Origin of the sequence: Flavobacterium sp. KACC 22761, from assembly GCF_034058155.1 — a bacterium.
In the GTDB taxonomy this organism is placed as follows: Bacteria; Bacteroidota; Bacteroidia; order Flavobacteriales; family Flavobacteriaceae; genus Flavobacterium.
The window spans coordinates 645,760-672,117 of the sequence record NZ_CP139148.1 but is presented as its reverse complement, the minus strand read 5'-3'; the positions used below and the strand labels follow the sequence as shown (position 1 = coordinate 672,117).

The following is a 26,358-nucleotide window of genomic DNA, read 5'->3' as shown; positions in this document are numbered from 1 at the left end:
TTTGAAGAATAAAATAATAAACGAAAAACTAAGAAAATGAGCAGTATTCCTTGGCAAGACAGACCCGAAAACAGTAATGATATAATGTGGAGATATACCGAAAATCCTATTATAGAAAGATACGCGATTCCTTCATCAAACAGCGTTTTTAATAGCGCGGTTGTTCCTTTTGGAGATGGCTTTGCGGGTGTTTTTAGATGTGACAATAAAGCAGTTCAAATGAATATTTTTGCTGGTTTTAGTAAAAATGGAATCGATTGGGAAATCAACCACGAACCAATCGAAATGAAAGCCGGAAATACAGACATGATCGAGTCTGCTTACAAATACGATCCGCGAGTGGTTTTTATCGAAGATCGTTACTGGATTACTTGGTGCAACGGATACAACGGACCAACAATCGGAATTGGATATACTTTTGATTTTAAAGAATTCTTCCAATGTGAAAATGCGTATTTGCCTTTTAACAGAAACGGTGTTTTGTTTCCGCAAAAAATCAACGGAAAATATGCTATGTTGAGCCGTCCGAGTGATAACGGGCATACACCTTTTGGAGATATTTGGATCAGCTATAGCCCCGATATGAAATATTGGGGAGAACACCGTTTGGTGATGAAACCAACTCCTTTTGAAGACAGTGCTTGGCAATGTACAAAAGTTGGAGCAGGGCCAATCCCAATTCTTACTGACGAAGGCTGGTTGATGATTTATCATGGTGTGATCAATACTTGCAATGGTTTCCGTTATGCAATGGGATCTGCACTTTTAGAAGTTGATTCGCCAGACAAAGTAAAATACAGAACACAACCTTATTTATTAGGGCCGGCAGAACTTTACGAAATGGTAGGCGATGTGCCAAATGTTGTTTTTCCATGCGCCGCTTTGCATGATACTGAAGAAGATAAATTAGCCGTTTATTATGGCGCAGCCGACACGGTTGTGGCTATTGCTTTTGGAAAATTAAGCGAAGTAGTTCAGTTTACGAAAGATAACAGTTTATAAAAAGATGAGTCTCAAATTTAAATGGTTACCCGTCGCGTTAGGATTTATTTCGGTCATGGCGTTTTCGCAATCGAAAAAGACAATTGTGCCTAAAACCTATGTCGCAACCAAAACAGCAACTCCTATCGTAATTGATGGGGAAGATACGGATGCCGCATGGAGCAAAGCCGAATGGACTGATCTTTTTGAAGATATTGAAAACGGCATAAAACCAAAATATGCCACCAAAGTAAAAATGCTTTGGGATGAAACCAATTTCTATATTTTGGCAAAAATGGAAGAACCTCATGTTTGGGCCAATTTGAAACAGCGCGATACCATCATTTTTTATAATAACGATTTTGAGGTTTTTATTGATCCTGATAATGATACGTACAATTATTACGAATTAGAAATAAATGCGTTAAACACTGCATGGGATTTGTTTTTGACAAAACCATACAGAGAACCGGACATCGTAGTAGCGAATGGCTGGGATATTCCGGGACTTAAATCGGCAGTGAAAATCAATGGAACAATCAATAATCCGAATGATACTGACGAAGGCTGGGTTTTGGAAATGGCAATTCCGTGGGCATCTTATAAAACGTCTTATTTTGAGAAAGTTGTTCCGATAGATAAATTCTGGAGAGTCAATTTTTCGAGAGTAAATTGGCAACATTCTATTAAAAATGGAGCTTATGAGCGAAAAAAAGATGCCGAAGGAAAGTTCTTGCCCGAATACAATTGGGTTTGGTCGCCAATGGGCGTCATCAACATGCACGAACCAGAAAAATGGGGATATGTATATTTTTCTTCGAAAGAAGGGAAAGAGGCTTTTACAATTCCGCAGGATGAAAAAGTAAAATGGGAACTTTATGCTTTGTACAGAGCGGAGAAACAATATGCTGAAAAAAATAAGACCTGGGCAAAATCAATCACAGATCTTACGAAAGAACCAATCGTAGTTGATAATAAAATTTTGAAACCGGTAGTAGAAAACCATTCTTCGGGATATAATATTTCAGTAAAAAGTCCTTTTTCAAACCAAATTTATATTATAAGGCAGGACGGCAAAATAATCTCAAAATAAACCACCTATGAAACTACCAAAACTATTACTTTTTTTATTAGCCTTTAGTATTTTTTCATGTGCTAAAAAAGAAGAACCAACCACTTTTAAATTTGCTGTCTGGACAACCGCCGATGCTAAAAAATCGGATGCTGATTATACAAAAGAATTTAAAAAATACAAAGACGGCGGCATCGATGAGGTTTTGATCAATACTGCTACAGATCCAAAACTTTTAAAAAGATTAGTTCCTCTGGCTACAAAAGAAGGTTTAAAAGTACATGCCTGGATTATGGCCATGAACAGGCCAGGCGATTCGATTGCCTTACAACATCCAGACTGGTATCAGGTAAGCAAAGAAGGAAAATCATGTTTTGACAATCGTCCGTATGTTGATTACTATCAATGGCTGTGTCCAACAAGAAAAGAATCTAGAGAACACGTCTTGCATTTGGTTGAAGAGCTGGCAAAAGTGGACGGAATCGAAAGTGTTCATTTAGATTATATTCGTTTCCCAGATATCTTTTTGCCGATTAGTTTGTTGCCAAAATACAATTTGGTTCAAGATGTAGAATTGCCACAATTTGATTTTTGCTATTGCGATGAATGCATAAAAGCATTTGAAAAAATACATCATAAAAACCCAAAACAAAGCCACAATACTTCAATCGATATGGAGTGGAAAAACTTTAGATTAAATGCCATTCAAGCTGTAGTTAATGATGCTTATGCAATTGCGCACAAACACAATAAACAATTAACAGCTGCGGTTTTTCCTTATCCAGAAATGGCTGATCACATGGTTCGTCAGCGTTGGGATAAATGGGATATCGACGAAGTATATCCAATGATTTACCACAGCTTTTATGATGAAGAAATTGATTGGGTTGGTTACGCGACAAAACAAGGTGTTGCCGATCTAAAAGATAAAAAAACAAAAATCAATACAGGAATTTATGTTCCGGGAGTAAAGAATGACAAAGAATTAAAAGAAGCCATTTTACTAGCCAAAGAAAATGGTGCGATTGGGGTTTCCTTTTTTGATGGAAATGCTCTGTCTGAAAGTAATTTCAAAACTATAAAAGAAACAAAAGCAAGTCTGAAGTAATATGCAGATGCAAAAGAAAAACCGTATTGCTTTAATGCGGTTTTTTCTTTGCAAATTAATACCGTGACTGTTTATTTGGCTTAAAAGAAACATCGTTTAAAGCTTTTGCTTAATTTTAAAAATTATGTTTTTTGTGCCGAAAGCAGTAGAGAATAAAAACAAAGAATGAAAAAAACAATATCCATATTATCCCTATTATTTTCTTCAGTTTTAACGATAAATGCTCAGGAAAAAGTTCCGTTTTGGCAGAATGAAAAAATCAACGAAGAGAATCGTGAACCTATGCATGCTTCCTATTTTGTATTTGAAAATGAAGCTTTAGCAAATAAAAACAATTGGAGAGAATCTAAAAATTACATTGATATCAATGGTGATTGGAAATTTAAATATGTTGACAGCCCAAATGATCTTCCAAAGGATTTTGAAAAAACAGATTTTAATGACAATTCTTGGGATAATTTTAAAATTCCTGCAAGCTGGGATGTAAACGGATATGGTTTTCCGGTTTATGTAAACACCACCTATGATTTTGATTATTTAATGGCGCCAAATCCGCCATTTGTTCCAACAAAATACAATCCGACTGGAGTTTACAGAAAAGAAATCACAATTGATAAATCTTGGGAAGGAAAAGATATTTTTCTTCATATTGGAACTGCAAAATCAAATCTTACGGTTTGGGTAAATGGCGTTTATGTTGGTTATGGCGAAGACGGAAAACTGCCTTCGGAATTTAAGTTGAACAAATATGTAAAAACGGGTAAAAACTCAATCGTTCTAAAAGTCATGAAATGGAATGACGGTTCTTACTTGGAATGTCAGGATATGTGGCGTATGAGCGGAATCACAAGAGATTCTTATTTGGTTGCCAGAAATAAAGCACACTTAAATGATTTTGAAATCATTCCGGATTTAGATGCAAACTACGTCAACGGAACTTTAAAAATCACAACTGATTTCTCCGATTTAGACAAAAAAGAAAGTTATAATTTCGAAGTACAGCTGAAAGATAACGGTCAAGTTGTCGACTCAAAAAAAGCAATTCTTTCGAGCGATTCAAAAAAACTTAATTTTGATTTCGTAGTAAATAACCCGAAAAAATGGAGTGCTGAAATTCCTAATTTATATCAGGTTAGTTTTCTTCTTAAAGATAAAAAAGGCAATCTGATTGAAGTAATCAATCACAATATTGGATTTAGAAAAGTCGAGATCAAAAACGGTCAACTTTTAGTAAACGGAAAAGCGATTTACATAAAAGGAGTAAATCGTCATGAAACGGATCCTGTAACTGGACAAACGATTTCAAGAGAACGAATGGAGCAGGATATTAAATTGATGAAAGAATTTAATATCAACGCAGTGCGAATGTCGCATTATCCAAACGATGAATATTTCTACGAATTATGCGATAAATACGGAATTTATGTTGTCGATGAAGCTAATATAGAATCGCACGGAATGGGTTATGATATTACTAAAACGTTAGGCAATAAACCAGATTGGGAACTGGCGCATATACAGCGTATGCAACGTATGGTCGAAAGAGATAAAAATCATACTTCGATTATTATTTGGAGTATGGGTAACGAAGCTGGAAACGGCTACAATTTTTATCGTGGTTATTTGTGGATTAAAAACCGTGACAAATCAAGACCAATTCAATACGAAAGAGCAACCGCGGGAGCTTGGGACGGAAAAGGGTTGAAATTTGAATGGGATTCAGATATTATTGATCCGATGTACAGTTCTCCGGATAAAATGGAAGAGTATATTCTGGCAAATCCAAATCCATCAAGACCTTACATTCAGTGCGAATATGCGCATGCAATGGGAAATTCAATGGGAAATTTCAAAGATTATTGGGACGTAATCCGAAAATATCCAAACTTTCAGGGAGGTTTTATTTGGGATATGATCGATCAATCGGTTTATAAAAAATTGCCAAACGGAATTACAGTTTTGGCGTATGGAGGAGATTTCGGACCAAAAGATGTCAAAAGCGACAACAACTTTGTAAACAATGGTGTATTTACCGTAGATAGAAAACCCAATCCGCATGCGCTTGAAATGCGAAATGTGTTGCAAAATATTTTGACTTCATGGGAAAATAAAGAAACAGCGACAATCAAAGTTTATAATGAATTTTCATTTAAAGATTTAAGCAATGTAAAACTGCAATGGAAATTGATTTTAGACGGAAAAACTGAAGCAACGGGCCATATCGATAATTTAGATATTCTTCCAAATCAATCTAAAACCTATGCTTTGCCAATCAAATTGGAAGACAAAAAGTTTCAGGAAGCATTTGTAAATATTAGTTATACATTAAAAGATGCTGAACCTCTTTTGCCGAAAGGCTTCGAAATCGCAACGGAGCAATTGGCCTATAAAGGCGAATGGAAAAACGATATTAAAATTGCTGGCGAAGGAAAAATTATTATTGATAAAAAAGCAAATAGTACTGTTTTTAAAAGTGAAAATGCCGAAATTGCTTTCGACAAAAAAACAGGTTTCATAAATGGATATTCTTTCCACAATTTGCCAATTATCAAAGAGCGATATCAATTGCGTCCAAATTTATGGAGAGCACCAAATGATAATGATTTCGGAGCAAATTTCCAGAAAAATCTAGTAGCTTGGAAAGAAGCGACGGAAAATCCAACTTTAGTAAATTGGATATTTTCTGCAACAAAAGACAATAAGATTTTAGTAAAAGCGACATATAATTTGCCTCAGGTTTCTTCTACTTTAGAACTCAATTACGAGCTGAACAGCAACGGAGAATTAAGCGTTAAAGAGGAATTAAATATTGACAAAACTAAAGAACAGCCACTTTTGCCAAGATTTGGAATGGAAATAATTGTTCCGAAAGATTTCAATGCGATGACGTATTACGGAAAAGGTCCGCACGAAAATTATATCGACAGAAATTACAGTTCGCAAGTTGGGCTTTACAATCAAACGGTTTCTGAGCAATATTATCCATACATTCGTCCACAGGAAACGGGAAATAAAACCGATATTAGATTTTTGGAATTATCAGGAGATCAATTAAAATTGACTGTTACATCAGATATTTTATTATCGATTACAGCGCTTCATTATCTAAACGAAGATTTGGATGATGGTTTAGAAAAAGATCAAAGACACGCGGCCGAATTGAAAGAAAGAGATTTAACAAGCTTGAAAATCGATTATAAACAAATGGGCGTTGGAGGTATTGACAGCTGGCAAGCATGGCCGATGAAACAATATCTTTTGCAAGACAAAACCTACACCCAAACAACCCACCCCACAAACCCCACCACCAACATCTACCCCAACCACACACCCACAAACAAAACCACAACTCCTCTTAACCCATAATTCGAACATCCCTCCTAAAAACATCCCCCTCACAACTCAATATCACACCCCCCACCCCACAATTATCATCCTTATTCACAAAATCTAAAACCCCCCACCATAAAAATAATCCCACCATCAAAACCCCTTCACAAACCAATCTAATCACCCACCCAAATTCCCTTCTCATTATTCACAATAAATTTCTCCCCCCTCCCCCATAAACCAACCAACCCAAAACCCTACCTCACCTAAAACACACCATAACCCCCAATCCTTCACCCCACCCCACTACAAACTCAACCCCACCCCCCAATTTCAACACACATTCAACTCCCCCATCAACTCCCAATCAAACCACCCTACACACCCCACAATCACCAACCCACCCCCCCCATCCAACTCCATATCACAACCTCACCACCAAAACCCCACCCTCCTAAACATAATTCAAAACTCTCCAAACCAACTCACCCCCACACCCAAAACCTCACAACACTAAATTACCATCACCCAATCCATAAAATCCAAATCCAACTATCATCACCATTCTCAATCCACCCCCCCACCCCCCAACCCTCCTACTTCCAATCTAATCACTCCCCCAAACTCCAATCCACTCTCAATTAAACCCCCACCCCCACCTCCACATAATTCAAAACCACCTACCTCCAACCCCTCCCACTACCCACATCATCCCCCCTCCCTAATTCATCACCAATCCTATCCACCCCCTTCTTCTCCTCCTATCACAATCCTAACAATCCAATTCAATAAAATCACCCCCCCCTTCTCAACACCATTCTCAAACAAATTCAACAACATACCCCCAAACAACTAATATTTCCTCCCCCCCCCACATCTAAACACCTCCATACCATCATCTTACCATACCACAAATTACCCCCCCCCCACCCCCAACCAATTCTTATCATCCTCCTCCCCCCCCCCCCCCCCCCCAATTTCCCCCATACCCCTCCAATCCCCTCCTGCCCCCCCTACTTCACTCTACTAATCCCCATACCATCCCTCCCCTACAAATACCCCTCCATACCCCCACCTTCACCAACCCTTCCCCCACCCATATTAATTCCCACTACTATACTATCACCACACACAAAACACCCACCTAAAATAATAATTAATCTCTCTCACTCCCCCCTCCTCATAACCCCCCCCCCACTAAAAATCAACTCCAATCATACACAAACCCTCCCAAAACCCTCACCAAATCCTACCATCCCAAACACAACCTCATAAAAACAACCAATTAATCCCCCAACCCAAAACCCCCCCCAATCAACAATACTCAACCACACCCATATCCATACAAATACTCTCCCCACTACAACACCCAACTCAAACTCCACACACATAATTAACAAACTCCCACCCACAATACCAATTCACCCCACCCTTCAACCTCACCATCCACAATAACAACATCCCCACTACCCAACCATCACACCCATCCCACACCCACACTCTACAAACCAAACTCCAACCACCCAACAATAACTCACAACACCTCAAACAAACACCACCCCAAACCCCCCACACCTCACAAAACCAAATCAAATACCCCACACCCACCATACCCAACAACCCCCACACCCACTCCAAACCTCAACAAAATTACAAAAACAAACCCCACTCAATCACACACCACATCCCACACCCCCCCAACCCAAACATAACCCCCTCACCACAATCCACCCACACAACAAACATACTCCACCCATACCTCCCCCACCCACCCACCCCCAATACATCCCTACACATACCACTACCCCAACTTCCACATCAAAACATCATACACTCACAAATAAACCAATCATAATCCTCCCAATACACACTAAACACCACTCACCACCCTCAAACTATCATACCATCACCACATAATAAACCACCTAATACCTCACCAAACATCCCCCTTCATCAAACCAATCCATACCAACAAAATATCAAAATCACAATCCCCCTTCATCCTCAATCAACCCAAATAAACCCCCTCCAAATCCCACACAATATCCCCACTACAATCCCCACCCCCTACAAAAATCACCACCATCACCCCATCCTCCCATCAAATTAACACCCCCAACCACAAAAAACCATCCCCCAAACACACCCTCCAACCCTCACCTCCAACAACACAATCAAAAACCAAAACCCCACACAAACAAACCTCATAAACAACACCCAACCACACCAAAAATACAATCCCCTCACATAAACCACCAACCAATCCACACCCCACCTCCAAAAAACACACCTCAACCCTAAATAACCACAACAAACAAAACCCCATATAACCAATCACAAAAACACCCCCCCACCACCAAAACTCACATCCTCCAACCACTCACCAACCCCCAATCATACCCACCCAAAACCAATCAACATCACCAACCCCCCCACACACCTCAAAACAAACCCTAAAACATATCCTCCATACATACCACAATCACTACCCTAAATCAATAACCACCCAAATCTACCCATAAACCAAACCCTCACCCCAAAATCAACAAAACCTACCCACACACATCCAACCAAAACTTACCCCAACAACAACCCCAAACCCCCATATAACAAACTAAAATACCACAACCAAACCCAACCACCAAACTAACATAACCAAACCAACAAACCCACACCCCCCAATCATCCCCAACACATACCAAAAACCCACAACAAAAAACAAAAAACCCACACCCCACACCACCCTAACAAAACCCCAAAACCCCCACCACTCAAAACACATCACCAAATCACCCACCAAACAAATATAACCACCAAATCCTCAATCACATCACCAATCACCAATTCCCCCAATATAATCCCCCACACCACCAAACAACCCCAAAAAACATAATCCCCTCCACAAACTTCACAAACCAAAACCCCCCCATACACACAATAAAAAACACCCACCACCAAAAACCCACTCCCTCCCCAAAACACACTAACCCCCAAAACCCTTCCCAATAACCTAACCAAACCCCCCCCCAAACCCCCCACCCCAAAAACAACACCCACACCACAAACCCCATCAACATCCCAAAAACACACCCCAAACCAATTACCCCCCACACAACAACCAACCAAAACCTCAACACCCCCCAACACCAACTTCATACCAAAACACACCCAACCAAACCCCAACCTAAAAACCAATCCAACCCCCAAAACCACCCCACCAACCCCCAACTCAATACCTCAAACACATAACCCCATACCAACCCCAACCATTCCCCCCAAATCAAACTCCACCCTATCAATTTCTCCATCCTCCTCTCCCCCCTAACCCCTCTCAACCTCAAACCAACCAAATAATAACTCCATCACAAACACCCACCACCCTCAACCCCTAAAACCATCCCCAAATACAACCCCTAAAAACAATTCAACACAACCAACACCCAACCCCCACCCACCAAATCCCAACATTATTAAAATCTTCCCCCACAAACATCCCCCCCTACTAAACAATTACAACCAATATCAATAAATACCTTACTACCTCCTATAATACACCACAATCTTACCTCCACACACAACCCTCAAAAAAACAACCCAACAATACCTTCATTCACCCCCTACCCACAAATAATACCCAAAAAACAAACACAAAATCTCTATCCAAACAAAACCTCAAACCCCCAACCCTAAAACACCCCCCCCAAACCCCAATCAAACAAATCAAACAACTTAAATACCACCCATCCAAAACCTCCCCCAAACCATCCCTATAACCCCTCTCACTAAACCCCAACAACCACACAATCTCACCACACTAAAAAACACAAACACAACCATACTCAATCTAATATCACAAACACAAAACCAACAACTAAAATCCCAACCACTCCCCAACCTCCTCAAAATCATTCACACAATCACTAAACAACCATTCCCAACAAACAACAATCATAAAAACTCCCCCTATCCACTACCCCTATACCCTCAAAAACATACATTCCTACTCCCCATCCTCACTCATCACACACACCCCACACCACCAAACCATACATACCATCACATCAACATCACACTACCTCTACAATTACCTAAACCCTAACCTATATCCTTCCAAATCAAACAACTCCAAAACTATACCCACTCCAAAACTAACCACAACCATCAATACTAAAAATCACACTCCAAAACACCACCCAACAATATCAATCAACAACACAAACATCAATCAAAATAACAAAACTCAACTAACCCCCAACCCATCACACAAACTTCCAAAACCTCACACCCCCAAAAAATTTAACAAACACCTCCCACCAACCCAACCTAAAAAATCCACTCACTCACCTCCAATCAAAAAAATATACCTCCCCCAATCCTAACACAAACCTCATCACAACTCCCAACACCAAACAAAAAATACACCCACTATCCTCCACCTAATATCAAAACCACTAACCATAATCCTACTAAATCCACACCCCACTTCCATCCCAAACACCCCCCACCAAACATAATATCAAACCAATACATTCCCCCCCACCAACATCCACACCAATATCAACCTCACCACCTCCCACAATCCAACCTACACTCCACTACCAACCCAAACATCCAAAACTCCTCAATCTAAATACCCTAAAAAACCACAAATAACCACCAACCCAACCATCCTTCCTAAAACTACAATCCACCCCCCCACCCTCCCAAACCCCCCCCACTACCTCAAATCAAAATCTAACCCAACATCATCCCCCACACACAAAACCAACACCCTCAAACACCCAATATCAAACAAAAATACCCACCCTACTTCAATACAAAATAATTCCCCCATTCTTCAAATTCTCCAAACCCACACACCACCACCACTTATTATAAACCACCCCTTCACCCCACACCTAAACACACCCCTCAATCCTTCCAAAAACCCAACACCTCCAATACCAACCCCACATAAAATAAACCACCCACCAATTACTAACCAAATTTCATACCCACACAAAACACCCCAACCCACACACCAATCAAACACCATACCAAAACATCAAACACCACCAATAAAAACAAATCACCCTAACCAAAACCCCCCCCCCACCCCCCACTTCACTCATCCACTTAACCCTCAACACAACCCTAATCTCAAATAATACCAACATCCCCCCCTTCCCAAAAAACATCTCCCAAACACCTAACCACCATCCTCCCCACCACTTTCACCACATTACACAATAAAAATACCCAACAATTAAAACAACAACACATCATACCCCTTCCCCCCCCCCACCAAAATACCCACCTCCCCCCCTAAACCCCCCTCATAAACAAAGAAACCTCCCACACCCCCCCCCTACCCCCTTACGCCACAAATCCCCCTCCCCACCTCCCCAAACCCTCCCACAACTTAAAAACCAAAATCCACCCCATCCTCAACACAACCTTCAATTCAAAATAAAAAAAAACACTTAAAATACCCCAACACAAACCTCCCTCTCCTAACCCACCCCCCCCCAAGTTCCACCCCCCCCACTCCCCCCCAAAACATATTCACTACCACATTCAACAATACAACATCAATTACCATACAAACTCACTCTCCCCCCACCAACATACAATCAAAAATAATAAAATACAAAAACATCAACTTTCCACCCAATAAAATACTCCTCACCCCCCCCACCCATACAACACCACACCCTCAGAATTACCCACCTATTCACACCCCAACTACTTAAACCCCCAAAACACCCCTCATCCTCCCCACATATCACCTCCCCTAAACAGTCACCTCCCCCCTCCTCATTACCAAATAAAAATGTTAATTATCTCACAATCACATCCTCCACAACAACCACACCTCAATCATCAATCCAAACCAGACACCCTAAAATTCCCACCACCCAACACCGCAATCCATAAATGATTCAATTTAAATTTAATAAAATTACATATAAAAAAAACAACCATAAAAATCCAACCACTCCCACTACCCCACAACCCCAATATTCCCAAACCCACCACATACCCCACAATACAAATTCCCCCCACCACAACTTCCCCCTCACACATTTCCCCTACACACACACCCATACCCACATAACTACCTACCCAAAATCACTCACAACCCCCCCCATCCATACTATAACACATCAAAAAACAATAATTACCCTCCATTCACTACAACCCCAACTTCCTCATATACCCCCCATACAAAACAACAAATAAACCATCAACCCTACATTCATAATACACTTCACCACTCCACTCATTCATACCATTCCCACCACCTTATTACCAAAACCACACACACCAACAAAATACTCCTCTTCACACAAAAACACCATAAAATTACATCTCCTACAATCCCACCCCACAACTACATCCTCCTACAATACAAAAAACCCAACAAAATACCACAACCTCCACCCAAAAAAACTCCACTTCCTTAATACCCTCCTCACCAAACACCTATTAATTAACAACAAAAAACTCCATCCCCCCACACCCTTCCACACCCCCCTACCACTAAAATTACTAAACCACTTATTAAACAAATCTACACAAAATCTACATCCAACACACACCCAAAATTAAATCCACCATTCAAAAACCATCACAACAACACACCTCCTCCATTAAAAACACCCTTAAACCCCCAAAACACTACACCCACCTCAATTAACAAACTACCTCACATATCAATCAAAATCTTAAACAAAAAACTCACAATAAAATAATACCCCCTCACCTAACAAAACAAAAACAATTTTCAATACCCCTACAAACAAACAAACTCCTCCCCCACACACACAAAAACATTAACTATCATAATCATCCTCCAATTCTCCCCCCCCAATACAACTTTCCTCCAAACAACTTCACAAAAAAACTACACCTACCAAAAACCACTCCATAATCCAAACACATCCCCAATCAACTCCAAACAACACTTCCCCCAAAACCCCCCACTCTAAAACACTCATCCTTCCAATCAAACCCCCCTCAATACTACACAATTCAACAATCAATAACCAATCAAAACATCTCAAACTACTTCCACACTCAAACTACACTCATACTTAAAATACATTAAAATACCCCCCCCCCACATCTATAAACCTCAAACAAAACAATACCACCAATACTACACACACTTCACCACCCCCCACCCCCATAACAACACCCCATCATTACACTCTCATAAACCCAATTCCCCCCATCTTAACAACCCAAAATCCCACACTCCCAATTAAACCACCCCCTCAAAAACCAAATTATTCCACAAATTAAAACATCTAAAACCCACAAACCCCCCTCACCTACCAATTCAAATACCATTTCACCTACACAACACCCAACTCACTCTAACATAAAATTAACCTCCAATTAAACCAAATCCCAATAAAAAACTCAACACCTCCCACCAATCCTCCCACCACACACCATCTCACTCCAAACAATCACACAAAAAACACCAACAACCAAATACCAATCCACAACTCACCCAAAAACCTCCAATCCATACTCCCCCCTATAATTTATTCCCCCACCACCTTACAAACAAAAACCTACACATCCCCCTCACCCCCCAAATCCCACCAACCACACTACCCTAAATATCACCACCACTAATAAACCAACAAAACCAAATCACATTCACACCCAACAACACCCTCAAACTAACTCAACACATCCCACCTATCCCCCAATCCTACCATCACCCCCATCCCCAACCCCACCCCCAACCCTACCTCCAAATTCAATCCATACACACCATCCTATATATAAACCAATACCAAATAATAATAACAACTCTACCTCCACTCCCATCCTCACAACCATAATTCTCACCCTTCCACCCAACACCCATCCCTCACAACACCAAAACACAATACACAACCCCATCAAAACAACACCACCATCACACCCCCAAACCAACACACCCCTACCACCACCCCCACCAACAAACAACCACCCCAACCCACCCACTCCCCCAACCCACATAATAAAAACTCCACCAAACACACACCCCCCCCACCCCAACACAAACCACTCCTCCCAATTCACAAACACTCCCCCCACACCTCCCCACCAACCCAACACTCCCCACCCCTCACACACCCACTCCCAACCACACCCCACAAACCCCATCACCACCACACTCAAACAAAACCTACCACTTAAAACTCCACCCCATCCCAAAATCACACCCACATACACCCACCCAACCATACCAACACCACCAATCAACCCTCACCCTTCACCCCATCCCCACCACCACCCATACAACAAACCTCACAATCCCCCAACCCCACCCCCCACATCCCCCCCACCCCCATAAACTCCACCCACTCCAACAACACCACAACATCCCCCAACATCCCACACCATAAACACCAAATCCCCCTCCTCACCCCAACAACACCCATCAAACTCCAAACACAACACCTCACAATCACCCACCACACAACCCCAACTCCAACAATCACCCCACAACTCAAAAAACCCACACCCCCACCCTCCCACCACAAACCCCAACCCACACACCCAACACAACCTACCCCACCACCCCCACCCAACCACCCACCACACCCTCAACAACTCCCATCCCACACTCAAACACCACCAACAACATCTCACTACATAACCACACTCACCCAAATCACCAAAACCACACTACCCACCACACACAACCCACCTCAACAATCCCCACCCACCACCCACACCACAACAATCCCACCCCAATCTACAACCCCCCCCAACCCACACCACCCACAACCCATGCCCCCATGTTTCTCATACACAAAATAATACCCTCCCTACACCATTCCTCTTCAAAACCCCCCAAATCTTCATTCCCCCTACCCACCATTCCCAAACATCATATATCCTCTCTGTCTCCCCCCATCATATCCCCCCCCCCTCTTCACAAAAACAAAAACCTCATCAAACTCACCCCCCCCACCCTACTACCTACCCTCTACACACCCCCCACACCCCCACCCCCACCAACCCCCCAACCCCCACCCCCTCCCCCACCCCCCCACCCCCCCACCCCACACTCCCTCCCCCCAATTCACCATACAATCACAGATCTACGAAAGAACAATTACGTAGCCGTCCACACCCCTATTACGAACGGTAGAAAACCATTCTTCGGGATATAATATTTCAGTAAAAAGTCCTTTTTCAAACCAAATTTATATTATAAGGCAGGACGGCAAAATAATCTCAAAATAAACCACCTATGAAACTACCAAAACTATTACTTTTTTTATTAGCCTTTAGTATTTTTTCATGTGCTAAAAAAGAAGAACCAACCACTTTTAAATTTGCTGTCTGGACAACCGCCGATGCTAAAAAATCGGATGCTGATTATACAAAAGAATTTAAAAAATACAAAGACGGCGGCATCGATGAGGTTTTGATCAATACTGCTACAGATCCAAAACTTTTAAAAAGATTAGTTCCTCTGGCTACAAAAGAAGGTTTAAAAGTACATGCCTGGATTATGGCCATGAACAGGCCAGGCGATTCGATTGCCTTACAACATCCAGACTGGTATCAGGTAAGCAAAGAAGGAAAATCATGTTTTGACAATCGTCCGTATGTTGATTACTATCAATGGCTGTGTCCAACAAGAAAAGAATCTAGAGAACACGTCTTGCATTTGGTTGAAGAGCTGGCAAAAGTGGACGGAATCGAAAGTGTTCATTTAGATTATATTCGTTTCCCAGATATCTTTTTGCCGATTAGTTTGTTGCCAAAATACAATTTGGTTCAAGATGTAGAATTGCCACAATTTGATTTTTGCTATTGCGATGAATGCATAAAAGCATTTGAAAAAATACATCATAAAAACCCAAAACAAAGCCACAATACTTCAATCGATATGGAGTGGAAAAACTTTAGATTAAATGCCATTCAAGCTGTAGTTAATGATGCTTATGCAATTGCGCACAAACACAATAAACAATTAACAGCTGCGGTTTTTCCTTATCCAGAAATGGCTGATCACATGGTTCGTCAGCGTTGGGATAAATGGGATATCGACGAAGTATATCCAATGATTTACCACAGCTTTTATGATGAAGAAATTGATTGGGTTGGTTACGCGACAAAACAAGGTGTTGCCGATCTAAAAGATAAAAAAACAAAAATCAATACAGGAATTTATGTTCCGGGAGTAAAGAATGACAAAGAATTAAAAGAAGCCATTTTACTAGCCAAAGAAAATGGTGCGATTGGGGTTTCCTTTTTTGATGGAAATGCTCTGTCTGAAAGTAATTTCAAAACTATAAAAGAAACAAAAGCAAGTCTGAAGTAATATGCAGATGCAAAAGAAAAACCGTATTGCTTTAATGCGGTTTTTTCTTTGCAAATTAATACCGTGACTGTTTATTTGGCTTAAAAGAAACATCGTTTAAAGCTTTTGCTTAATTTTAAAAATTATGTTTTTTGTGCCGAAAGCAGTAGAGAATAAAAACAAAGAATGAAAAAAACAATATCCATATTATCCCTATTATTTTCTTCAGTTTTAACGATAAATGCTCAGGAAAAAGTTCCGTTTTGGCAGAATGAAAAAATCAACGAAGAGAATCGTGAACCTATGCATGCTTCCTATTTTGTATTTGAAAATGAAGCTTTAGCAAATAAAAACAATTGGAGAGAATCTAAAAATTACATTGATATCAATGGTGATTGGAAATTTAAATATGTTGACAGCCCAAATGATCTTCCAAAGGATTTTGAAAAAACAGATTTTAATGACAATTCTTGGGATAATTTTAAAATTCCTGCAAGCTGGGATGTAAACGGATATGGTTTTCCGGTTTATGTAAACACCACCTATGATTTTGATTATTTAATGGCGCCAAATCCGCCATTTGTTCCAACAAAATACAATCCGACTGGAGTTTACAGAAAAGAAATCACAATTGATAAATCTTGGGAAGGAAAAGATATTTTTCTTCATATTGGAACTGCAAAATCAAATCTTACGGTTTGGGTAAATGGCGTTTATGTTGGTTATGGCGAAGACGGAAAACTGCCTTCGGAATTTAAGTTGAACAAATATGTAAAAACGGGTAAAAACTCAATCGTTCTAAAAGTCATGAAATGGAATGACGGTTCTTACTTGGAATGTCAGGATATGTGGCGTATGAGCGGAATCACAAGAGATTCTTATTTGGTTGCCAGAAATAAAGCACACTTAAATGATTTTGAAATCATTCCGGATTTAGATGCAAACTACGTCAACGGAACTTTAAAAATCACAACTGATTTCTCCGATTTAGACAAAAAAGAAAGTTATAATTTCGAAGTACAGCTGAAAGATAACGGTCAAGTTGTCGACTCAAAAAAAGCAATTCTTTCGAGCGATTCAAAAAAACTTAATTTTGATTTCGTAGTAAATAACCCGAAAAAATGGAGTGCTGAAATTCCTAATTTATATCAGGTTAGTTTTCTTCTTAAAGATAAAAAAGGCAATCTGATTGAAGTAATCAATCACAATATTGGATTTAGAAAAGTCGAGATCAAAAACGGTCAACTTTTAGTAAACGGAAAAGCGATTTACATAAAAGGAGTAAATCGTCATGAAACGGATCCTGTAACTGGACAAACGATTTCAAGAGAACGAATGGAGCAGGATATTAAATTGATGAAAGAATTTAATATCAACGCAGTGCGAATGTCGCATTATCCAAACGATGAATATTTCTACGAATTATGCGATAAATACGGAATTTATGTTGTCGATGAAGCTAATATAGAATCGCACGGAATGGGTTATGATATTACTAAAACGTTAGGCAATAAACCAGATTGGGAACTGGCGCATATACAGCGTATGCAACGTATGGTCGAAAGAGATAAAAATCATACTTCGATTATTATTTGGAGTATGGGTAACGAAGCTGGAAACGGCTACAATTTTTATCGTGGTTATTTGTGGATTAAAAACCGTGACAAATCAAGACCAATTCAATACGAAAGAGCAACCGCGGGAGCTTGGGACGGAAAAGGGTTGAAATTTGAATGGGATTCAGATATTATTGATCCGATGTACAGTTCTCCGGATAAAATGGAAGAGTATATTCTGGCAAATCCAAATCCATCAAGACCTTACATTCAGTGCGAATATGCGCATGCAATGGGAAATTCAATGGGAAATTTCAAAGATTATTGGGACGTAATCCGAAAATATCCAAACTTTCAGGGAGGTTTTATTTGGGATATGATCGATCAATCGGTTTATAAAAAATTGCCAAACGGAATTACAGTTTTGGCGTATGGAGGAGATTTCGGACCAAAAGATGTCAAAAGCGACAACAACTTTGTAAACAATGGTGTATTTACCGTAGATAGAAAACCCAATCCGCATGCGCTTGAAATGCGAAATGTGTTGCAAAATATTTTGACTTCATGGGAAAATAAAGAAACAGCGACAATCAAAGTTTATAATGAATTTTCATTTAAAGATTTAAGCAATGTAAAACTGCAATGGAAATTGATTTTAGACGGAAAAACTGAAGCAACGGGCCATATCGATAATTTAGATATTCTTCCAAATCAATCTAAAACCTATGCTTTGCCAATCAAATTGGAAGACAAAAAGTTTCAGGAAGCATTTGTAAATATTAGTTATACATTAAAAGATGCTGAACCTCTTTTGCCGAAAGGCTTCGAAATCGCAACGGAGCAATTGGCCTATAAAGGCGAATGGAAAAACGATATTAAAATTGCTGGCGAAGGAAAAATTATTATTGATAAAAAAGCAAATAGTACTGTTTTTAAAAGTGAAAATGCCGAAATTGCTTTCGACAAAAAAACAGGTTTCATAAATGGATATTCTTTCCACAATTTGCCAATTATCAAAGAGCGATATCAATTGCGTCCAAATTTATGGAGAGCACCAAATGATAATGATTTCGGAGCAAATTTCCAGAAAAATCTAGTAGCTTGGAAAGAAGCGACGGAAAATCCAACTTTAGTAAATTGGATATTTTCTGCAACAAAAGACAATAAGATTTTAGTAAAAGCGACATATAATTTGCCTCAGGTTTCTTCTACTTTAGAACTCAATTACGAGCTGAACAGCAACGGAGAATTAAGCGTTAAAGAGGAATTAAATATTGACAAAACTAAAGAACAGCCACTTTTGCCAAGATTTGGAATGGAAATAATTGTTCCGAAAGATTTCAATGCGATGACGTATTACGGAAAAGGTCCGCACGAAAATTATATCGACAGAAATTACAGTTCGCAAGTTGGGCTTTACAATCAAACGGTTTCTGAGCAATATTATCCATACATTCGTCCACAGGAAACGGGAAATAAAACCGATATTAGATTTTTGGAATTATCAGGAGATCAATTAAAATTGACTGTTACATCAGATATTTTATTATCGATTACAGCGCTTCATTATCTAAACGAAGATTTGGATGATGGTTTAGAAAAAGATCAAAGACACGCGGCCGAATTGAAAGAAAGAGATTTAACAAGCTTGAAAATCGATTATAAACAAATGGGCGTTGGAGGTATTGACAGCTGGCAAGCATGGCCGATGAAACAATATCTTTTGCAAGACAAAAATTATCAGTATCAATTTAAAATAACACCATCTTTAAAATAATAATTATGAGAAAATTAAAATCAATATTCATCTTAATCTTCTTAGCGGTTTTAAGTTCGGGTTATAGCCAGAAAGTTTTTACTGAAAAAGATATTCAGATTGTGCCTAAACCAAATCAGTTGGTGCTGCAGGCTGGATCTTTTGAGTTTTCAAAAAATACTGTTTTTGTTGCCAATACCGATTTTCAAAAGGATATTTCAAATGCGTTGATAAACAAATTTGGAACTGCAGCTGGCTGGCATCCTGTTTTGGGAGCAAAAGCACCAAAGAGTAATTACATTCAATTTAAAGTCGATCCGGCTTTTCATAAAGAAGCTTACAAACTTGAGGTAAACAACAATAGCATTACGATTACAGCAAACGGAAATGCGGGATTCATCTATGGCTTAGAAACTGTTAGACAATTGCTTCCAACAGCTATCGAAAGCAAATATGCTATCACATCAGCAAAATGGCAGATTCCGAATGTGACGATTACAGATGAGCCTCGTTTTCAATACAGAGGTTTGATGTTGGATTTGTCGCGTCATTTCTTCGATAAAAATTATATTTTAGCGACTATTGATCGTTTGGTAATGCATAAAATGAATGTTTTGCATTTGCATTTAGTGGATGATCAAGGCTGGAGAATTGAAATCAAAAAATACCCAAAATTAACCGAAGTCGGCGCATGGAGAGTTGATCAGGAAAATTTAGCATGGAATGCGAGATTGGTTACAAATCCAGATGAAAAAGGAACTTATGGTGGCTTTTTAACGCAGGAAGAATTAAAAGAAATCGTAAAATATGCTGCAACAAAGAATGTGGAGATAATTCCGGAAATTGAAATGCCGGCGCACGTAAGCAGTGCTATTGCAGCTTATCCTGAATTGGCTTGTTTTGATCAGAAAATCGGAGTTCCGTCAGGCGGTTTATGGCCAATTACAGATATTTATTGTGCTGGGAAAGAAACAACATTTGAGTTTCTTCAGAATGTAATTGATGAGGTAATTACTATTTTCCCTTCAAAATACATTCACATTGGAGGTGATGAAGCGACAAAAACCAATTGGGAAAAATGTCCGAATTGCCAAAAAAGAATGAAAGAGCATGGCTTGAAAAATGTTCATGAACTGCAAAGTTATTTTGTAAAAAGAATGGAAAAATACATCAATTCTAAAGGCAAAAAACTGATTGGTTGGGATGAAATTTTAGAAGGAGGTCTTGCACCAGAAGCAACTGTAATGAGTTGGAGAGGAACAAAAGGTGGAACTGAAGCTGCAGCACAAGGGCATGATGTGATCATGACGCCAGAATCACCATGTTATTTTAACTTTTACCAAGGGCCTCAAAATGAAGAACCATTAGCTTTTGACGCTTATAATCCTTTGAATAAAGTTTACGAATTTGATCCGGTTGTTTCGACTATGTCGGCAACAGAAGCAAAACATGTTTTGGGCGGACAAGCAAATTTATGGGCTGAATTTCTTCCGGGACCAAAAGATTCTGAGTATATGATTTTCCCAAGATTGGCAGCGCTTTCGGAAGTTTTATGGAGCACAAAAGAAAACCGCAATTGGAATGATTTTACGACGCGATTGACTTCATTATTCAAACGTTATGATTATTTGGGAATAAATTATGCAAAAAGTGCTTATTTGGTTACCGCTTCTTCAAGCGCCGATTTAGAGAAAAAACAAGTGAATGTGACACTAAAAAATGAATTTCCAAATCCGGATATCCGCTATGTTTTCGGCCATAATAATATTGGTCAGAATGCAATAAAATACACGACTCCAATTCAGTTTAAAGAAACTACAGTTTTAAAAGCTTCTCTTTTTCAAGATGATAAACCAATTGGGAAAACATTTACAGATACTATTGTATTTCATAAAGCGGTTGCGCATAAAGTAAATTATTTAACACCATATAATAAAAATTATACAGGAGACGGACCTTTTACGATGGTAAATACGATTCGCGGTTCTAAAAATTTCCACGATGGACAATGGCAGGCTTGGCTTGTAAATGATATGGAATTGGTAATCGATTTTGAAAAAGCAGAAAGTATTCAACAAGTTACAGTTGGAACATTAGAGAGTCAAGGTGCGGGCGTATTTTTTCCAATACAAATAAAAGTTTTGCTCTCTAATGATGGCATTAATTACAAAGAAGTTGGAAAAGTTTCGCGTCCTTATGCAGCAAATCCAATTTCTGAATTGAAAGATTTTAAAATCAGTTTTCAACAACAAAATGCCAGATATGTAAAAATTATTGGAATGAATTTGAAAAAAAGTCCAAGAGGCGAGAGCTCATGGCTGTTTGTAGATGAAATTTTAGTGAATTAAAAAAATAATAAAATATAGTATGAAAAAAAGTATATTCATTTTAGCATTATTTTTTTCTGCGCAATTGTTTTCGCAGGCAATTTATGAAGATGAACGTTATGTACCAGAAACCGATCCTGCAGTATTAAAAAATTTAGAAGAATGGCAAGGAAAAAAGTTTGGTCTTTTAATGCACTGGGGAACTTATAGTCAATGGGGAATTGTAGAATCTTGGTCGATTTGTCCTGAAGATTACGGCTGGTGTGAAAGAAAAAAAGGAAGCAATCCGAACAATTATACTGAATATGTAAAAGAATACGAAGGACTGAAAAAAACATTCAACCCAACAAAATTCGATCCGACGAAATGGGCAAAAGCAGCAAAAGCGGCCGGAATGAAATACATGGTCTTTACCACAAAACACCATGACGGATTTACAATGTTCGATTCAAAATACACGGATTATAAAGTAACTGATGCAGCTTGTCCTTTTAGCACCAATCCGAAAGCGGATATTTTAAAAGAAGTTTTTAATGCTTTTAGAAGCGAAAATATTTCGACTGGCGCTTATTTTTCTAAACCAGATTGGCATAATGAAAACTATTGGGATCCTTATTTTCCACCTTTTGACAGAAATGTTAATTATGATCCATCATTATATCCTGAAAAATGGCAGAAATATGTTAATTTTACACACAATCAAATTTTAGAGATTCTGACCAATTATGGCAAAGTAGATATTTTGTGGCTAGATGGTGGCTGGGTAAAAAAGAGAGATTTGCAGAACATCAAAGAAAACTATGCATCGAAATTTGAAGAAAACGAATCTAAAAACGGCTTTATCAAACATAGAGTTGTCGATCAGGATCCTAAAATGGATGAATTGGTGGTAAAAGCACGTCAGAAACAGCCTGGGTTGATTGTTGTTGATAGAGCTGTTCATGGCAAAAATCAAAATTATTTAACTCCTGAAAACAGAGTTCCTGAAAAAACGTTGCCTTATCCTTGGGAATCTTGTATTACCTCAGGCGGTGGCTGGTCATATACTCCTGACGCGAAATACATGACAGGAAGACAAGGAATTCATATGTTGATTGATGTGGTAGCAAAAGGCGGTAATTTATTGCTGAATATTGCGCCAAGCCCAGAAGGCGAATGGCAACAAGGGGCTTATGATTTGTTGGCTGCTTATGCAGATTGGATGAATGTAAACAGTACAGCAATTTATGATACAAAACCAATTGCTCCTTACAAGGAAGAAAATATTTGCATGACGCAAAATAAAGCAGGAAATGTATTTTTGTTTTATTTGGCCAAAGATGGAGAGGACAAAATTCCTTCAGTAGTGACTGTAAAATCTATTAGTCCTAAAGAAGGAACCAAAATTACGATGTTGGGTTCAAAAACTTCTTTAAAATGGACTAAAGAAGCTAAGGGCTTTAAAGTTGTGATTCCGGAAAGTCTCAGAAAGAACCTTCCTTCAAAAGAAGCATGGACTTTAAAAATTGAAGCGATTAACAAATAATATGATATTAAGAAAAAAGCGAATTTTACGAGCAGTATGTTTTATCAACATACTGCTTTTTGGTATTACAGTTTCTGCGCAACAACCAGCAGAATTTGTGAATCCATTAATTGGGACTTCAAATTATGGAGCTACTTTCCCAGGGCCTATTGCGCCACGTGGCATGGCCAGTATAAGTCCGTTTAACGTTGCAGGGACTAAAAACAAACCTTTGGAAAAAGATAGTCAGTGGCTGTCTAATCCGTATGTAAATGAAAATACATTTCTGACAGGATTTAGCCAAGTCAATTTGAGCGGTGTAGGCTGTCCAGATTTGGGTGTGATTTTGTTGATGCCAACAACTGGAGCTGTAGAGACTAATCATTTAAAATATGGATCAACTTATTCCAATGAAGTAGCCAAAACAGCTTATTATGGTGTAGATATTGACAAATATAAAGTCAAAGGCGAATTTACAGCATCAAAAAGGGTAGGCGTAAGCAAATTTACTTTCCCTAAAGGGCAATCTAATATTTTGCTGAATCTCGGTTTGGGATTAACAAATGAAGAAGGCGCGATGATAAAAGTGGTTTCTTCAACAGAAATTGAAGGAATGCGTTCTGTGGGCTCATTTTGCTACAACAGTCCTGAAGATGCTTATCCGGTATATTTTGTAGCAAAATTTTCAAAACCTGCTAATAATTACGGCGTTTGGAAAAAAACACGAAAATATGAGGGCGTAGAAGCACAATGGATGGGTTACAACGGCAAAACTCGAATAATGAAAAACACCATCAAAACGGTTGTTGGAGACAGTATTGGAACGTATTTTTCTTATCAGTTTGATAAAAAAGAAACCGTTGAGGTTAAAATTGGAGTTTCGTATGTAAGTATCGAAAATGCGCGCGAAAATTTAGAAAAAGAAACTGGAAATAAGTCATTTGATTCTATTTACAAAGAAACTTACGAGGAGTGGAACAAGGAGCTTTCAAAAATTTTGGTCGAAGGAGGTTCCTATCAAGACAAAGTTATTTTTTACACCGCATTATATCATACTTTAATTCATCCGAATATTTTAAACGATAGTAATGGTCAATATCCAGAAATAAAAAGAAGTGAGATTGGTAAAACGGAAGGAACACGTTATACAGTGTTTTCTTTATGGGATACCTACAGAAACATGCATCCATTAATGTCTTTGGTTTATCCCAAGCAACAATCGGATATGATAAAAAGCATGCTGGAAATGTATGATGAAAACGGCTGGTTGCCAAAATGGGAATTGAATTCGACAGAAACATTTACCATGGTAGGAGATCCGGCAAGTATTGTTATAGTTGATGCTTGCTTAAAAGGAATTCAGGATTTTGACATTTATAAGGCTTACTATGCCATGTTAAAAGGTGCAGATCAAGTTGAAAATAATCCGTTGCGTCCTGGACTTAAGGAATATTTGGAAAAAGGATATTTGTCAACTAATTATTCAGGTCCAGTTTCTACAACACAAGAATATAATATGTCAGATTATGCAATTTCACTTTTAGCAAAAGCTTTAGGTGAAAAAGAAGATTATAAGCGTTTTGCAAAACGTTCATTATCGTACCAAAAATTATTTGACAAAGATTTGAAATTGCTTCGACCAAGATTAGCTAACGGAAAATGGTATGAACCTTTTGATCCTGAGGCAGGTGCCAATTTTCAGGCAAATGTTGGCTTTGTTGAGGGCAATGCTTGGCAATATGCCTTTATGGTGCAACATGATATTAGGGGATATATTAAATTAATGGGCGGTGACAAACCTTTTTCTGAACAATTGCAAAAAGTTTTTGATACCAAACAATTTGATATGGCAAACGAGCCAGACATTGCTTATCCCTATTTGTTTAATTACATAAAAGGAGAGGAATATAAGAGCCAAGAACTGGTGCGGAAATTAGTGAGAGAACATTTTAAAAATTTACCAAATGGACTTCCAGGAAATGATGATACAGGAACAATGTCGGCTTGGCTGGTCTATTCAATGATGGGATTTTATCCGATAACGCCTGGAGATCCAATTTATACCATTACAACGCCTATGTTTGATAAAATAACGATTCAGTTGGATCCAAAATATTACAAGCGAGAAAAGATTGTAATTGAGCGCGAAATGAATGAAGATGGAAAAATTAAGGAAATTCAGTTAAATGGAAAAAGTTTGAACAGTTTCTTTATGTCGCATGATGATTTTGTAAACGGAACAACATTAAGAGTGATTCAGGAATAAAGAAAAAAGCGTCTGATTAATTTCAGACGCTTTTTTTGTTGGATGGAATATTGATGAAATTTAGTATAAACCCCAGTGGGGTGAAATATTTGTAGAATACAATGAGACAAATGAAAAAAGCTCCGGAGGAGCGACATATTTTTTCTACAGTCTTA

The 26,358-nt window shown here is 38.8% G+C and carries 9 protein-coding genes; all 9 read left to right on the top strand.

The features are described from left to right. The first annotated feature begins 36 nt into the window (after positions 1-36). On the top strand, positions 37-1,002 hold the full coding sequence (locus tag SCB73_RS02935; protein ID WP_320568664.1) for a glycoside hydrolase family 130 protein: 966 nt from the start codon (positions 37-39) through the stop codon (positions 1,000-1,002). A 4-nt stretch (positions 1,003-1,006) separates the two neighbouring features. After that, entirely contained in the window at positions 1,007-2,074 is a 1,068-nt protein-coding gene (locus SCB73_RS02930) for a carbohydrate-binding family 9-like protein (protein ID WP_320568663.1), read from the top strand. A 7-nt stretch (positions 2,075-2,081) separates the two neighbouring features. Next, positions 2,082-3,161 carry a putative glycoside hydrolase gene (locus SCB73_RS02925; protein WP_320568661.1) on the top strand — a complete coding sequence of 360 codons (1,080 nt, stop codon included), beginning with the start codon at positions 2,082-2,084 and terminating at the stop codon, positions 3,159-3,161. A 165-nt stretch (positions 3,162-3,326) separates the two neighbouring features. Then, positions 3,327-6,527, top strand: a complete 3,201-nt coding sequence (gene lacZ / locus SCB73_RS02920; protein ID WP_320568662.1) for a beta-galactosidase, LacZ type — start codon at positions 3,327-3,329, stop codon at positions 6,525-6,527. 9,208 nt (positions 6,528-15,735) lie between these two features. Then, positions 15,736-16,815 carry a putative glycoside hydrolase gene (locus SCB73_RS02915; RefSeq protein WP_320568661.1) on the top strand — a complete coding sequence of 360 codons (1,080 nt, stop codon included), beginning with the start codon at positions 15,736-15,738 and terminating at the stop codon, positions 16,813-16,815. Positions 16,816-16,980: 165 nt separating this feature from the next. Further along, entirely contained in the window at positions 16,981-20,127 is a 3,147-nt protein-coding gene (gene lacZ / locus SCB73_RS02910; RefSeq protein ID WP_320568660.1) for a beta-galactosidase, LacZ type, read from the top strand. 5 nt (positions 20,128-20,132) lie between these two features. After that, positions 20,133-22,454 (top strand): glycoside hydrolase family 20 protein, encoded by a 2,322-nt coding sequence (locus SCB73_RS02905; RefSeq protein WP_320568659.1) that lies wholly within the window; start codon positions 20,133-20,135, stop codon positions 22,452-22,454. A gap of 19 nt (positions 22,455-22,473) precedes the next feature. Beyond that, positions 22,474-23,958: an alpha-L-fucosidase gene (locus SCB73_RS02900; protein ID WP_320568658.1), complete on the top strand. Its 1,485-nt coding sequence runs from the start codon at positions 22,474-22,476 to the stop codon at positions 23,956-23,958. Position 23,959: 1 nt separating this feature from the next. After that, complete coding sequence (locus tag SCB73_RS02895; RefSeq protein ID WP_320568657.1) at positions 23,960-26,203, top strand: GH92 family glycosyl hydrolase; 2,244 nt, start codon at positions 23,960-23,962, stop codon at positions 26,201-26,203. The last annotated feature ends 155 nt before the right edge of the window (positions 26,204-26,358 follow it).

Excerpts from the sequence above, each read along its gene's own strand:
- SCB73_RS02915 (WP_320568661.1), top strand. The coding sequence starts at position 15,736 with ATGAAACTACCAAAACTATTACTTTTTTTATTAGCCTTTAGTATTTTT.
- SCB73_RS02900 (WP_320568658.1), top strand. The coding sequence starts at position 22,474 with ATGAAAAAAAGTATATTCATTTTAGCATTATTTTTTTCTGCGCAATTG.
- SCB73_RS02930 (WP_320568663.1), top strand. The coding sequence starts at position 1,007 with ATGAGTCTCAAATTTAAATGGTTACCCGTCGCGTTAGGATTTATTTCG.
- SCB73_RS02895 (WP_320568657.1), top strand. The coding sequence starts at position 23,960 with ATGATATTAAGAAAAAAGCGAATTTTACGAGCAGTATGTTTTATCAAC.
- lacZ (WP_320568662.1), top strand. The coding sequence starts at position 3,327 with ATGAAAAAAACAATATCCATATTATCCCTATTATTTTCTTCAGTTTTA.
- SCB73_RS02905 (WP_320568659.1), top strand. The coding sequence starts at position 20,133 with ATGAGAAAATTAAAATCAATATTCATCTTAATCTTCTTAGCGGTTTTA.
- SCB73_RS02925 (WP_320568661.1), top strand. The coding sequence starts at position 2,082 with ATGAAACTACCAAAACTATTACTTTTTTTATTAGCCTTTAGTATTTTT.
- SCB73_RS02935 (WP_320568664.1), top strand. The coding sequence starts at position 37 with ATGAGCAGTATTCCTTGGCAAGACAGACCCGAAAACAGTAATGATATA.
- lacZ (WP_320568660.1), top strand. The coding sequence starts at position 16,981 with ATGAAAAAAACAATATCCATATTATCCCTATTATTTTCTTCAGTTTTA.